This window comes from Phormidium tenue FACHB-1052 (assembly GCF_014696675.1).
Taxonomy (GTDB): domain Bacteria; phylum Cyanobacteriota; class Cyanobacteriia; order Phormidesmidales; family Phormidesmidaceae; genus Nodosilinea; species Nodosilinea tenuis_A.
Genome location: NZ_JACJQN010000007.1, coordinates 26,404 through 40,137, shown reverse-complemented (window position 1 = coordinate 40,137; position 13,734 = coordinate 26,404). Strand labels below are relative to the sequence as shown.

The following is a 13,734-nucleotide window of genomic DNA, read 5'->3' as shown; positions in this document are numbered from 1 at the left end:
CTAGGCGTGAGGCAAGACGCAGGGGGCATTTCTTAAGATCAACCTATTAATCTTTATGGGAGGCTTTACCATGCCACTGGTTTGTCTAAATCTAACCGGTTAAGAACTGGTGATGCTGAAAAAGGGTTTGCTAAGGACTAGAACGCTGCTAAAAAAGTGTTTCGTCGCGTTTTCATTCGTGCTGTTATCGTCTGATTTCGCCAGTTAGTGCGCGCGCGATCGCCTCTTTTGGGCAATTGTATCTGTTTCCCCGCAGAGCTTTGCAGGCAACTCTGACACCGGCGATGATGCTGGGTGACGCTATAACTCGGGCTGTGGTGGTTAACCTAGGTGGTCTGAAGGCTACTGTACCGATGCACCCTCTCTGGCCGCATCTGGGGTGATGACCTGACTCGGTGGCATTGGTGGAGCGATCGCTTCTTCTCCTGCGCGTTTCACCTGCGCTGGAACTGTCTCAACCGATAGATCGTCGGTGCTAACCTGTTCAAATCCCAGGGGTTCCTCCTGCGCTGGGGCAGTTGTTAAGTCAGTCGGGCTGGGGATCTCTAAGGGGGATGCCTGGGGTGCGGCGGCTGGAACGACATGGGTGGTTCCTGGCTCAGCAGCCTCTGGGCTGGGAGCTAAAGTCGGCAATGGGTTAGTTAAAACCCCAGCCTCTTCTTGAGACATGACTGCTTCCGGGGCTTCGGGCGCTGGGGCACTGGGTTGGGGCCGATAGATGGTGCTGTCAGGAAATGCTCCAGGTATCGGGGATATCGTCGTCACTGGAGCAGTAACGGGTTGGCTGCCTTCTTTGGCATTGGCCCAGGCGGAGGGCGCGAGCCGATCCGGAATCGCAGCGGGCTCCACCTCTACCTCATGGGCTGGGGGTGCGATCGCCAGCGACCTTGCCTCTGCTACAGCCTCGGCATTGTCGCTTTCAGCAACGGGGGCTGTTTCTGGGGGCATTGGCTCTTTTGGGTTGGTAAGGTTTGCACTGCCGTCAGATGGTTCCTCTGAGAGAAGTTGCAAATCGCCGTTATCGTCGGCATTGGCTGCGGGAGCAGGGGTATCGCCTCGGTTGAACAACAGGTTAGCAACAGAGGCCGTTTGGGGGGAGGTGTTACCCCCAGACGGAAACGCAGCCTGAGTGAAGCGCTCGACGGTGACTTGCCACAGCGCTGCCAAGGGATCAGTTCCTGGCGCGTTCTGCTCAGGGGCGGTGGCGATCGCCTCGTTGGTCGGTTCAGCTTGGGCAACAGGGTCGCTGGGGGAAGTCCACATCTGGAGCACCTCGTCCACAGGTTCCGCCGCTGCAATGTCTAGAGCAACCGGGCTTGTTGGCCTGGGAGCGGGGGTCAGCACCCAAGTCTGGGCACGAAGGTCAGGATTTTGGGCCTCATAGGCGGCGATCGCCAGGGCGACAGCATGGGCGCGGCGCTGCTGATCGCGACGAATGCTGGGCTCTGTATTGCCTAACCCAGGAGCATTCCAGCGCCCAGTGTTGGGGTTGATGTAAGACCGGGTGCGGGCTACCAAAATGGCTTCCGACCCCTCATAGCCGTTAGCTTTAGCTTCGGCCAGCCGCTCAATGTAGCCCACCCGCCCAATCGCTGCCAGGGGTGACTGGTTCGCCAGATCTAGCCCGTTGAGGGTTTCTTCAAGGGTGAGATTGAGGCCGTGTTTAAGCGCCCTTTCTCGCAATATATCTCCCTGGTTCTGAAGCCGGGCTAGCTGCTTCTGATCGGCTTCTGCCGGTGTTTTGGCCCCGTGCTGATACGAAAAGGTACCCATGTTCCACACGCGGTTGCCAGGGTCAGTGTGGCCAAAGTAGGCAGAATTGATAGCACCATTGGGGGTGCGAGTGCCCTCAGCACTGCCCACGGCCCAGGCCACCAGCGAGTCTGAATGACCTTCGAACAAACCCGGCAACGGGTTTGTTGGAACGTTAGGTTCAGCTAACTGGGCCTGGGCCATAACCACTGCGGCTGAGGGCTCCAGACCAAAATCGAGGGCTAAAAGCGGGGTTTCTTTGGGGCGTTCGGCCTCGGGCTCCGGGACAACTGGCGCGGGAGCCACTGCGACCATCACCGAGGCCTCGGGCAACGGCGGTGCCGGGGGCAGCAGGGCTGTGGCCGACGTGCTTGCGTTGAGGGCAACGGCGACCCCGCGCCGATACACCCCAGCGGGCAACTGCTGGGGAGAGTGATAGCGCATGGGCGGGTTGGCCGCCTGGGCCGGAATAGGCAGGGGTTGACTGGTGACATCGATCGCAGGGGCAGCGGCCACGGTTTCGGCAATAGGGGGCTGCCCGGCCCACTGGGGCTGTGAGAGCTCAAAGCTGAGAATGCCGTCGTCGGCCCGTACGGCAGTGGGGCTAACCAGGGCCAACAGAGCACTGGCGGCTAGGAGAGTGGGATGTAGCTTCATGGGACAGCGGGGGTAAATTGCCAAGACTGTTGGGCTGAGGGCGTAACTGAGGCTCTGACTCAGTAAGGAATGACTGAGCCTAGAATGGCAGGCGTGGCGGCGGTCGATTGAGCGATCGCTCCAGCACGCGATCGGAGGGCTCGACCATAGCCCAGGAGCCATCGGGCTGCCGTCGCAGGGTGGCAAAGTGAATGTAGCGCCCGCGCCCCATGACGGTTCCAGCCTCAATCGGGCCCAAATGCGGATGGCTAACCCCGCAGTAGCGAAACAGGTAGGCCGGTACCTCTGGGGTCGAAAAGTAAATGCAGTTGAAGCCCTGGGCCGCCAGCTCTACCTGGCCGGTAAACGGAGCGCGTAGCCTGGCACCCTCTAGCCGAATCGAAATATCGCCCAGGCTGCCAGTGACTAATTGACCCGCCACGCGATCGCCCGATTCGATCTCCCAAGTCTGCTTCAGCACAATCTGACGGGGCACCGTTGGCGTCAGCCTGTCGCAACCGCCCAGACCCAGCAGCAGCATGCCTAAACCCAAACCGAGGGCCAGTCGGCTGAGGGAGCGTCTACCCAAGCGCGAGAACGGCTGAGAAACCTGACCTCTCGCCCAGGGGACTGGAGGTCTCCAGCCAAAGCAGCCAATTATTGGCAGGGCGCTATTGAAACCGAAAGCGGTAGCCAGCGTACTCGTCATTTTCGTACAGAATTACTAGCTGAACGGTCGGATCCCACGCCATCGGATATGCTTCGCGCTCTGAGATCACCCCAGAGCGCACCTGGAGTTGGGGCAGGCTACAGTAGGGCTCGGCAACAATCTTACGCACATTCTCTTTTGGATCACGCTCGGGCACGACCAGCAGCTGAGCGAGCTGCTCACGACTCAGCTGGGCAGTGCTCTGCACAATCTTTTCGCATCCCTCAGCGCTCTGGGGGGTAGCGGCCTGCAACCAGCTACCTAGCCTCTGATCATCGAGGGCCAGTAGCCCAATGGCCAGAACAATTGCCCCCGCAACAAAAGGCTTGGCGTTTGCCAAAGTGATTTTTTTCCCCTGGGGATGCATTGAAACCATCCGCTGTCTCCTTGAAACTCAGTGAAGAATAGCGCTACACCGCGCTAGAGCTGGCCGCCCACAACCAGCCCTAAAACCAGCAAAAACACTCGAATGGCTGGGCCAAACGCCAGCCGGGGGGCCAAGGTGGCTTGGTAGAGAGCATAGGCTGTGATCGCGGTAATCGCGGCTACCGCCACTGACCAAAGGGCCGGAAAAGCAGCCAATAGCAGATTCAAAGCTAGGCGACCGATGACGCCACCCCCTAGCCACAGCACCCCATCCACCACAGACAGAGACGCGCCTCGACTCGGATACCCCAGGGGGGAACTAGGGGTGACCGAGGGCTTGGCCTGCTGAGGGGTTACAAAGCGGGCGATCGCTAAACCGGCATCCCAAACGGTGCGGCCCAGGTGGGCAATTAGCTCGGAGGGCTCTTGCCCTAGGGCCACCAGATCAGAGGCTAGAGCACTCCACTGGCCTCGCCCCCGACGTTTAGAAGGGCCATAGGTGATGCGTAGGTGGCTAGCTAGGGAGTTGACCTCGGCTGCAATAGGATTAGCCCCTGCGGGGGATGGGTAGGGGCCAACGGTGCGGTAAGCCAGGACGATGTTGCCCTGGTGATCCATCTCTGCTGAAGCTAAGACGGCTCGCTCAACATTGAGATACGGCGGTGCTACCGGTTGCCCCTGGGCGTTGGCACTGGGATGGGTGCGGGTCAAGCGAGCCTGAATTAGCTGCATTTCCGCGATCGCCCGTTCCTGCTCTGACGATAGCTGGTTAATCTTGTGAGCCATGGTGTTCAGGCGTTTGAGGTAGACTTCCATGGGCGGTGCTCCAGCGGGTGGGTTGGCCGTTAGCTTGCTTCTCCCGGCCTGTTCAGAGCGCCATTGCAGGGCATCAATGGCCGTAGAAAAATCTACGCTGGAGCGCGATAGCCTGCCAAAGCTGGCCTGAGCCCCTCTCTCTGCCGTGCTTGGCAGCGACGGTTCACTGGCCCAGTCAACCTCTACGCTGGCATCGCTTTGGCTGAGAGCGTTGACTGTGTTGGTGAGCTTGGTCTGAATGCTTTGAAAATCCATTGCCTGGTAACCGTGTGGAGAGCAGCCAAAAACCACAATCTCTGCCCATCAACTCAAGCTGGCCGGTGTGAAGCAATCGTTTGCGATCGCCAGTTACCTAGCCAAGGGGCAGTTCTAAAAGAATTTGGTACAAGCGTACCATAGTTCTTTTGATATTCGTACTAAAAATGTACTATATTTTCGACTCTAAGGAAGTTGGGTTAGGAGAGTTGGCAGCCGACAAGAGTTGGGGTGGTTTGAAGCGGCGGCAGTGCTAGGCACCCCCTTAGGGACAGGTTTCGCTTCAAAAAGCGGCCAATATTGTGAAAATTGTCCGAAGAAACCTCAGTAACCCGGTCAGACTCTGTAAATTGGGGGCAACTGGGTGACGATTTATCACAATTGCCTTTGGTGCTTGGCCTTAGCAAGGATGGCTGCACTGGCTTGGGGCGGGGCATCAGGCCTAATAAGGCCTGATTTCGCGATCGGGTAAAAGGCCTTTTAGCGTCGCTGTCGTTGCAGTACAGCTCCACAGAATTACTCTATTGGGGCATCCTAAGCTTGGTAATTTGCCTCAGCCCATCTACCCTACGAGTTGTTGCCATGGTTAAGGCCTACGACAAAACCTTACGGCGTTCCTTTGCCCTACCTGCGGTGGCCAACTCAGGCTGTGGCCCCCGGCCTGGCCCCCGACCAGCAACGACCGTGCGGGCAAAATCTTGTCCCTATCACATTGTGATGGCCTGCTTTCTAGGTGGACAGGTGCTCATGCGCATTTTGCGTGGCCGGGTCAATGGCCAGCGCACCCTAGAGCAAATGGTGACGGCAGGGCCGTTGACCCTAACTCCCGTGCTGCTGACCAATGTGTTTGCCGGCATGATTTTTACCGTGCAAACCGCCCGCGAACTGGAGCGTTTTGGGGCCATGCATGCCCTGGGCGGGGCGTTTGCTATGGCCTTTTGTCGAGAACTGGCCCCTATTTTGACGGCGGCTATTATGGCTGGACAGGTGGGCACGGCCTACGCCGCCGAAATTGGCTGTATGAAGGTGACGGATCAAATCGACGCCCTCAAGGTGCTGCGCACAGATCCCATTGACTACCTAGTGGTGCCTCGGGTGGTGGCCTGCTGCGTGATGCTGCCCGTGCTCACTGTGCTGGGCTTAGTGTTGGGGATTGTGGGTGGGGCCGGGGTGGCATTTTTACTTTACGAAATGCCGGTGGGTCAGTTTTTAGACTCAGTGCGATCGCTGATGGTGCTCAACGACCTGATCGCTGTCTTGATCAAATCGGTTTTGTTTGGGGTCATTGTCGCTTTGGCAGGCTGCACCTGGGGGCTGACGACCACCTGTAGTCGGTCGGTCGGTCGAGCCGCGACGTCTGCGGTGGTTACTACTTGGGTGGGGCTGTTTATGGTCGACTTCTTTTTGTCGCTGGTGCTGTTCGGCGGTACTGGGCTGGCACCGCACTGAGGCATGGCTCGCTCAGGCCAAAGTTGGGCGATCGCAAAAAAACGGCAGCGACTAGCTGCCGTTTAGCCGTCTCAGAGTCTGCCCAAACCGCCTAATTTTTGCGGCAGTAACAGTTAGACACAACTGCTGGAAAGCTACTCTGCCCCAGCAGGCAGCATGTCAAAACTGTAGTCCATGTATGTGTTGTCGGGCATCATGGCCCCGATCAGGTTAGCGCCGTCGAGGTCAGCGTTGGTCAGGTCAGCTTCGCGCAGATCGGCTCCCTGGAGGTTGGCGTGGCTAAGGTTAGCGCCCCGCAGGCAGGCCTGTTTAAGGTTAGCACCCCGCAGGTCACTGCCGCTGAGTACGGCTTCTCTGAGAACAGCGCCCTGAAGCTTGATGCCGGTCAGTTTAGCCCCTGAAAGCAGGGCACGGTTGAGCTGAGCGCCAGATAAATCGGCCCGAAAAAAGTCGCTACCGATGAGGTTGGCCCAGTTGAGTTTGCTCTTGCGCAAAATGCTGTGGGTAAACACGCCCCCTGGCATAAAGGCCCCCGATAGATTCAACCCTGAGAGGTTGCAGTCGATAAATTCAACAAAGGGCAGCTTGATGCCCTCTAGGGATACATGCCGCAGGTCTAAATGGTGAAACTGGATCTGCCCACGGCTGTAGTTTTGGGTGAGCAGGTCGAGGGAGTAGCGCGTGTAGGCATGCATGGGAAGGCCGTTGAGAGAAGTCTGGGTTGAGCGATCGCAGATAGACAACCGTTTGGGCACTGTGGATGATCTATGCGCCTCAGCAGTTGCCCCAAACCCTTGTAGCGAGGGACATCAACCCATTTGCCCTGAGTTTCATCCTAGACGCTTTGGCAGAGCTTATACCCGATGGGCCTCTTAATATTTGTGTCCTCCTAACGCGTCCCTGTCGCAGGTTCTACAGAGGGAGGGTGGGCCTGCCATGATTCCGTAATTTAAGCAGAAACACTTATCATTTGCAGCTATGCTTCTGCAACTTTGTTTGACATTTCGTTACATTTGGTTTACATTGAGTTACATGAGCGAAAGGCAACGATATTGATTGCGTCGCTGAGTTAGGTGAGCGGCGCGTTTTGCGACTGTCACCATCCTGCACTGGAGGTTTATTTATGACTGCCCTATTGATTTCTCTGTTTGTGATTGGCTGGGTCGCTGCTGCGCTGATTGGCACCCAGGCTTATTTCCGGGGTGAGCAGACTAAGCCAATTCACGAGCGCAACTGGCGTTCTGATTCCTTTGATCAGCTAGCTCAGTCGGTGACCGGCCAGTCCACTGACTTCGGCGATCGCGTACCCGCCTACAGCGGCGACGCCTTTTCGAGCAACGTGATTGCTAGCTAGTCGCTAGCCGCTGACTCCCCTCTGCCAGCGGCATCAGTCGTTTCCTGTAGGGCTCCTACCTCTCTAGCGCCGTCCCCAACGCGGGGGCGGCTTTTTGTTGCTACTAAAGTCAGGTTTTAGCAAGAAGCATTGCTTTTCCTTAAGGAGGATTAGCTGACCTCTCGCTCGACTACGATGACGTTTTCGGTCACCTGCTCAAAGGTGTCGTCGTGGCTAATCACAAATAGCTGCTCAAAGGTTTTGATGCGGCTAATCGCCTCGGCCAACCCCTGGCGGCGGGGGCGATCCATGTTGGTAGTGGGTTCGTCAAAAAAGGCAATGTCGGCATCGGCCAGCACCTTGAGCAGGGCCAGGCGCACCGCCAGAGCCGCACACATCTGTTCGCCCCCCGATAGGTTGACAAACCGCCGCTGGTTAGGCCCATCCTGCACCACAATCTCGTAGTCTTTGGTCCATTGCAGAGCCACGTTGGGGCGGTTGAGCAGATCGCGAAACAGGCGATCGGCCTGCTGCGAAATGCTGCGCAGGTATTGCTCCGTAATGCGTGGCCCCGCCTCGTTGTAGGCCTTGCGAGCAAAGTTGATAAAGCGCCTGACCTTTTCCTGGGCCTGGAGCTGCTGTTTGGCGGTGTCGCGCCGCTGGGCGATCGCCTTAAGCCCGACGATTTGCTGGTCGATGTCTGCTAGTCGCTGGCGCTGCTGGGGTAGACTCCCTGCCAGCTGGTCGGCTTCAGACTTAGTCGTGCTGTAGCTGGTTTCTAGCGTAGCAGCGGCCTCAGGATTAAACTGCGCTAGGGCCGCCTGGTAGGCCTGGTCAGCATCCTGCTGCTGCTGCTGCGCCTGAGCGAGTTCGGCCTGGGCTGCGGCGAGTTCGGCCTCCAGTTGGCTGTGCTGGTTGGCCAGCGATTGGTTTTGTAGGTATAGCCTGTAGCCTGTTTGGTGTTGGGCGCGATCGCGCTGCACCTGGGCCAGGCGCTGGTCTAGGTCGGCGAAAGGCGCTAGCTGACTGGTCAGCGCTTTGAGCTGTTGATCCAGCGCGTCTAGGGCAGTGGCTTGGGCGGTGGCAGCCTGCTCTACTCGGGCTTTGTCTTGCAGGGTGCGCCCAAGAATTTGGCTTTTTTCGCGCGGTCGTCCCAGGGTCTTAAGCTCGCCCTCTAGCTTTTCTAGAGTGGTCTGTACCTGAGTGTGCTGGGCTAGCTGCTGGGTCAGGGTTTCTCCCTGGGCGATCAATTCAACCTGGGCTTGCTGAATGTGCTCTAGCTGAACGGTGATGCCATCGAGCTGCGCCAGCTCGGCCCGCCAGCCATAGCGCTGGTTAAGGTCGTTTTCCAGGGTTTGCAGCGTGGTTTTGAGGGCGGCTTCATCGGTTTGATCGGCCAGGTCGCGAAGAATAGCGTCTAGGGCCGAGAGTAGCGACCCATGCAAGTTGGTGGCTCCCTGAAGCGACTGCTCTAAACGATTTAGAGTTGGGTCTGAGAGCAGCGGCAGGCTCTCGGCTAAGGCCGCTAAATCCTTTAGCACGGCCTCAATCTCAGACTGCTGGGCTTGGCCCTGGCGGCGGCTGTCTGCCACCAAGGCATTGATCTCCGCTTCAAACTGGCGGGCCGCAGCCAGGCGGCTGAGCTGCTGCTGGAGGCGATCGCGCTGGTCTTCGAGGGCGGCAATGGTCTCGACCTGGGGCTGTAGGGCTAGCAGGCGATCGCGAGTTTGAATCGCCTGCTGCCGCTGCTGGTCGAGCTGCTTCAGCTCCGCTTGATATTGCAGCTGCTGGAGCTGCCACCGCTGGCCCTGCTCTAGCTGCTGCACCAGCTCCTGGCGCTGGGCCTCCAGCTGTGTCTGGGTCGCGATCTGAGGCTCTAGCTGGGCTAGCTCCCGCTCTGTCGCCGCAAACGATTCGAGCTGGGTTTGCCACCGGGCCAGCTCGACCTGGGTTTTGCTCTGGGCCGTTTGCAGCGTTTGGTACTCAATCTGTAAGCGCTGGCGCTGCTGCTGGGCCTGACCGAGCGATTCCAACGCCTGCTCCGCCGCCTGATAGGCTTTGAACGACTGCTGATGGGTTTGGCACAGGGCGATCGCCTGCTCCGCCTGCTGCACCGACTGTTGAAGTCGGGCTTGCGCGGTCTGCTTGACCTCAAGCTGATGCACCAGCCCCTGGCGCTGGGTGGCCAAAGTCTGCAATGCCTGGGTTTGGGCCTTGAGCGCGTCGCGCTGGGTTTGCAGCGTGGCAAGCGTTGTCTGCAAGGTCTCTAGGCGCTGCTCGCTGGTGCCAATTTCGCCAGACAGCTGGTGCTGCCGCTGGTGTAGATCATGCCAGAGGGTGAGCGCTTCGTCGTATTGAGCAATGTCGCGCTTAGTGGCCTCCGCCTGATCTTCGGCATAGCGGCGCAGGGTGTTCATCTGCTTAAAGGCCAGCTTGTAGTCTTCAACCTTGAGAATGGCGTCAAACACAGCCTTGCGGTGCTCGGCAGGCTGCAAAAAGTCGGCGGTGAAGGTGCCCTGGGGCACCCCCAGAGTGCGGGCAAACAGCTGCGGCAGGTTGGTGGTGGGGCCTAACCCCAGGTGCTGGCGCAGCCAGGGCAGCACCTCGTCTTTGATGCGGGTATAGGGCAGCCGCTCGTTAAGCTGGGGGTCAAACAGAGCGTAGCCCCGCTGGGTGCAACGCTGGGCGTGGTACGTGCGGCCATCGTAGTTGGAGGTAAAGGCTACCGTGACCTGGGCACTGCCGCTGCCGTTGCGAATCAGATCGTCTTTGCCGTAGTCGCCCTGGTAGTTGAAGAGTACCCAGGCGATCGCCTCTAAAATGCTGGTCTTGCCCGCGCCGTTTTCGCCGCAGATGGCGTTGGTGCCCGGCTGAAACTCAAAGTAGCGATCGCGGTGGGTCTTAAAGTTTTGCAGCGCCACCGACAAAATTTGCATTGCTTGCCCCGTTCCATCGCGTCAGCCCCGAAGACTAGGATAGCTTTCTTTATTGGGGCTAGGGTTGTCCCGGTTGGCTGTGGGCGGCGGTGGAGGTAAAACACACTGGCTCTTCCTGGGTGCGCGTGCACCAGATTTGGATCATCACCGCTGGATTGTCGGGCGAAATCCACCAGGCCTCAAGCTCAACGACCTGGTTGGCTGGCGGTAAATTACCGCTTTTGCTAAAGGCATCTGAGGTCGGCGTCCTAATGGTGGTCGGAGCGGCTTTGGCGGCACTGGTGTGGAGGATGAGCGGTTTCAATGCTTGAGCCGTGGTGGTCAAGGCGGCCTGAAGCTGCGGTGCAGCCACCCGATGGGCTTGCGGTGGTGGGCTGGGAAGTGGCGAGTTTAGCGGCAGCATGTTGGTGCGCACCACGCCTGTCTGGGGCGAACCCAAGTGAGTGGACATGTCTGTGTCTGTAGGAGTGGGTGGGTCAGCAAGGTTAAAGGAAGGGGTAATCGCGCTGACCTCAGGCTCCTTCGCCAGGCTAAAACCAGTCGTTGGCTGGCTGAGGTAGCTATGGCCATAGGCCGTTAGCATGCCGGTGGCCATGCTCAGCGGAATCAGCAGCCGCACCAGGTGACGCTGACGGCTGCAGCGCTTGGTATAGCGATCGCAGGCCTCTAAATAACGATTGGCCAGCACCGAGAGCTGGTCGGGGTGAGACTGCCGAAACGCTTTGGCCTCGTTGAGGCGGGTTTTGGTCAAAAAGTAGTCGGGGTGGTTGGGCTGCTCCTGCTGTTGCCATTCTTGGGCGGCACCCTCAACAGCTCGCTGCTGCTTGACCCGTGGCCCCTGAGTTTGCAAGCACTCTTGCAGGAGCGGCCAGTTGCGAATCAAAGCCTCATGGGCAATGTCAAAGTAGGGAACGCTGTTGGTGGCGGCTGGTTGAGCATTCAACAGCTCGCCCGTCATGGCAGACAGGCTACCGTTGGGCTCCGCCGGTGCCCATCCGGGTACTGGAAAGGCCGTGATATCGCACCGGGGAAACTGGAGCTGGGTGTGGGCCACCACCAGCCGAGCGGCCATCAGCTTGTCTAGTACCTCGACCACGGCTGGCTCGGGCATGGTCTCGGTCACTAGCTCAGGCAAAGACACCGGGCGGCGAGTCACCATAGCACCATCGCCCAGGTCGCAGAGACTCAAAAATATGCGTTGGGCAATGGCCTGCTCCGGCCCCGTCAGGCTCTCATATAGCTCGTCGGCCCGCTGGTTGAGCAGGTGACGAACGCCCCCCATTTTGGCGTAGGCCGCTAACGTTAAATGGGGCGGGTTGGGGAGGTTGGGGGTGCTTTCTCGTCGTAGCCACAATTCTTTTAAAGTCAGCTGAAGCAGTGCTAGGTCGGCGGGAGCACTGACGATATCGAGCAGCAGTGTGTAGACCAGGTTGGCATCGTAGCGCAGCCCCACCTTTTCGAGGGGGCCGACAATGGTGGCCTTGAGCTGGTTATAGGTCATGGTCGGCACGGTCAGACTGTGGGCCACTACCAACGCCTGAAACTCTGGAAACTTGTTGAGTCTCTCAAGGTGGTGGGCCTGCAGACCTAGCACTAGGTGAACCGGGATATGGGCGTTTTGCACGACCGCTGTCAAGCAATCGATCACCAGGCGGCGATCGCGATCGGGCATTGCAGGCATCAGCAGTGCTTCCACCTGATCGACAACGAGCACCAGGCGGGCTTCGGTGCCTTGTTCTCCTAGCAGGGATTGGATCAGTTGGCAAAACCCCTCCGCTCCCTGCTGCAAAAACGATTCGGCCCGACGCAGCTGTTCAGCCCGATGCAGGCCAGTCGCACCGGGGTCAACAAAGGCTTCCGCCAGGCTGGCCAGGGGCGAAGACCCCAGAGCCAAGTAGCGCAGCGTCCAAGCGGTGGAACCTTTGCTTTTGGCGAGTCGGGGCAGCAGCCCGGCCCGCAGCAGCGAGGTCTTGCCAATGCCTGATGCTCCCGTGACCACGCACAGCCGCGATGACTGCGCTCGATCGACTAGGGTTTGGGTAATCTCGTCACGGCCAAAAAAGAATTCGCTGTGGGTCGCCTCGAAGGAAGCGATGCCTGGAAAGGGGCAAAAGCCATAGCGCAGCTTTTGCAGTCTCTCCAGCAGCGGGGGCGATGGATCTGCGGCCTGGGACGTCATGCCTGACATGCGAGTGAGCACAATTTCGCTGCCAGAGCTTTCAAACAAAGGCTGCTGAAGCTCGCCTTTAAGCTGTCGGTTGACTGTATCGGTGAGGGAATGACCGTTAACAATGCCGCCCTTAATTTTGTAGGGGTTGAGGCCCGACAGTAGCGCCTGGGTGAAGACGCTGTGGTGACTGTGGAGCGATTCGTAGGCGGCTTCGTACTCTCGGGCTGCGGCCATAAAGAGGCGATCGGTGCCTGATCGAGCACCGGGATCGGCCTCTAGCATGTTAAAAAACTCGCCGCTGTTGCAGCAGTCGAGCAGAATGACGCGCTGACGCACCGGGCTTTCTTGCAGCAGTCGTCGCAGCCAGTGCAGCGACAGGCCATAATGCCCGGCGGCTGGGTTGACATCGCTGGTCGCTAAATAACCTTCTTGAATGCCTGCCTGGCGCTGCAAACCGTGGCCAGAATAATAAAAAATGGCGGTTTGAGGAATGGTTTTGCCGGCTGGCTTAAATAACTTAATGAGAGCTGCTTCGAGCAGTGCTGTGGTAACACCACCTCGCTGACTAATCTCTGGTTTTTGCTGGGTAATAGCCTCTGGCAACCTGACTACGCGGCATTCACCAAAGCTCTCTAGGCAGCGCGCTACCGACTCAGCATCGTGGGCTGGGGCCTGCAAAACTGGCAAATGCTGGTAAGTATTGATCCCGACAACAAGCGCATCCCTTGACATTTTTCTCGCACCCTGATCTGGCGTTCTCTAAAACTTGCTAACTACTAATGAATAAAAGGGGGAACACAAAAACTTTAGCCATTACTTCAGGTGAGATTTTCAGTGGCCCAACTAATTGAGAACTGTGGAAAACTACGCCTCAATCTGAGTGCTCACGATTCAATAGATTAAGTTTATCTAAGAGGTCAAAATATTCTAAGAGGGGTTTCACCCCCAAATAAGCCTTTAGAAAAGCAGGTTTTTTTGAAAGTAAATGAATCTGTAAATCAATCCGTAGATCTGCGTAAAGATTTAGACTTCAATTGCACCATGGTTTTGATCACAACCGAAAAATCCGAAAATATAGCGAGTTTTTTTAAGCTGAATCTGACAATTGGTGACCGGTTTCCGTAGTATTGCAGAGGTAATTTTGTACTTCCGTCATCTGGCCGAAACGAAAATTTATATCTTGGCGCTTGAATGTTGGGCGAGATTTTCTCTAATTTGTCGCCTTTTAGATTGATCGAGCGACTGTCTAAATGGTGCGATTGAGCCGTTGGCGATCGCTGACTTAATTGAGCGATCACCAACCGATTTGACA

Annotated in this window: 9 protein-coding genes; 2 read left to right on the top strand and 7 right to left on the bottom strand. The window is 57.8% G+C overall.

All coding sequences use genetic code 11. The features are described from left to right. Positions 1-342 precede the first annotated feature (342 nt). The 4 genes from H6G07_RS11205 to H6G07_RS11190 form a co-directional block, all read right to left on the bottom strand. Positions 343-2,409: a hypothetical protein gene (locus H6G07_RS11205; RefSeq protein ID WP_073609957.1), complete on the bottom strand. Its 2,067-nt coding sequence runs from the start codon at positions 2,407-2,409 to the stop codon at positions 343-345. Between the two features lie 79 nt (positions 2,410-2,488). Then, entirely contained in the window at positions 2,489-2,977 is a 489-nt protein-coding gene (locus H6G07_RS11200; RefSeq protein WP_199312033.1) for a hypothetical protein, read from the bottom strand. 82 nt (positions 2,978-3,059) lie between these two features. After that, positions 3,060-3,473, bottom strand: coding sequence for a hypothetical protein (locus H6G07_RS11195; protein ID WP_206756253.1), 414 nt, complete (start codon positions 3,471-3,473; stop codon positions 3,060-3,062). 44 nt (positions 3,474-3,517) lie between these two features. After that, positions 3,518-4,534, bottom strand: a complete 1,017-nt coding sequence (locus tag H6G07_RS11190) for a hypothetical protein (RefSeq protein WP_073609960.1) — start codon at positions 4,532-4,534, stop codon at positions 3,518-3,520. 582 nt (positions 4,535-5,116) lie between these two features. On the opposite strand from H6G07_RS11190, the gene H6G07_RS11185 reads away from it, so the two are divergent. After that, a complete protein-coding gene (locus H6G07_RS11185) occupies positions 5,117-5,983 on the top strand; it encodes an MlaE family lipid ABC transporter permease subunit (RefSeq protein WP_242026734.1) in 867 nt (288 codons plus the stop codon). A gap of 134 nt (positions 5,984-6,117) precedes the next feature. Here H6G07_RS11185 and H6G07_RS11180 read toward each other — a convergent pair whose 3' ends face one another. Next, on the bottom strand, positions 6,118-6,678 hold the full coding sequence (locus H6G07_RS11180; protein ID WP_073609961.1) for a pentapeptide repeat-containing protein: 561 nt from the start codon (positions 6,676-6,678) through the stop codon (positions 6,118-6,120). Between the two features lie 428 nt (positions 6,679-7,106). On the opposite strand from H6G07_RS11180, the gene H6G07_RS11175 reads away from it, so the two are divergent. Next, complete coding sequence (locus tag H6G07_RS11175; protein ID WP_073609962.1) at positions 7,107-7,337, top strand: photosystem II protein, Psb35-related; 231 nt, start codon at positions 7,107-7,109, stop codon at positions 7,335-7,337. A 149-nt stretch (positions 7,338-7,486) separates the two neighbouring features. On the opposite strand, the gene H6G07_RS11170 is transcribed toward H6G07_RS11175, so the two are convergent. Both H6G07_RS11170 and H6G07_RS11165 read right to left on the bottom strand, forming a co-directional pair. Further along, positions 7,487-10,252, bottom strand: coding sequence for an AAA family ATPase (locus H6G07_RS11170; protein WP_073609963.1), 2,766 nt, complete (start codon positions 10,250-10,252; stop codon positions 7,487-7,489). 58 nt (positions 10,253-10,310) lie between these two features. Continuing rightward, positions 10,311-13,154: an nSTAND1 domain-containing NTPase gene (locus H6G07_RS11165; RefSeq protein WP_073609964.1), complete on the bottom strand. Its 2,844-nt coding sequence runs from the start codon at positions 13,152-13,154 to the stop codon at positions 10,311-10,313. Positions 13,155-13,734 lie beyond the last annotated feature (580 nt).

Excerpts from the sequence above, each read along its gene's own strand:
- H6G07_RS11175 (WP_073609962.1), top strand. The coding sequence starts at position 7,107 with ATGACTGCCCTATTGATTTCTCTGTTTGTGATTGGCTGGGTCGCTGCT.
- H6G07_RS11165 (WP_073609964.1), bottom strand. The coding sequence starts at position 13,154 with ATGTCAAGGGATGCGCTTGTTGTCGGGATCAATACTTACCAGCATTTG.
- H6G07_RS11185 (WP_242026734.1), top strand. The coding sequence starts at position 5,117 with ATGGTTAAGGCCTACGACAAAACCTTACGGCGTTCCTTTGCCCTACCT.
- H6G07_RS11205 (WP_073609957.1), bottom strand. The coding sequence starts at position 2,409 with ATGAAGCTACATCCCACTCTCCTAGCCGCCAGTGCTCTGTTGGCCCTG.
- H6G07_RS11190 (WP_073609960.1), bottom strand. The coding sequence starts at position 4,534 with ATGGATTTTCAAAGCATTCAGACCAAGCTCACCAACACAGTCAACGCT.
- H6G07_RS11170 (WP_073609963.1), bottom strand. The coding sequence starts at position 10,252 with ATGCAAATTTTGTCGGTGGCGCTGCAAAACTTTAAGACCCACCGCGAT.
- H6G07_RS11195 (WP_206756253.1), bottom strand. The coding sequence starts at position 3,473 with ATGGTTTCAATGCATCCCCAGGGGAAAAAAATCACTTTGGCAAACGCC.
- H6G07_RS11180 (WP_073609961.1), bottom strand. The coding sequence starts at position 6,678 with ATGCATGCCTACACGCGCTACTCCCTCGACCTGCTCACCCAAAACTAC.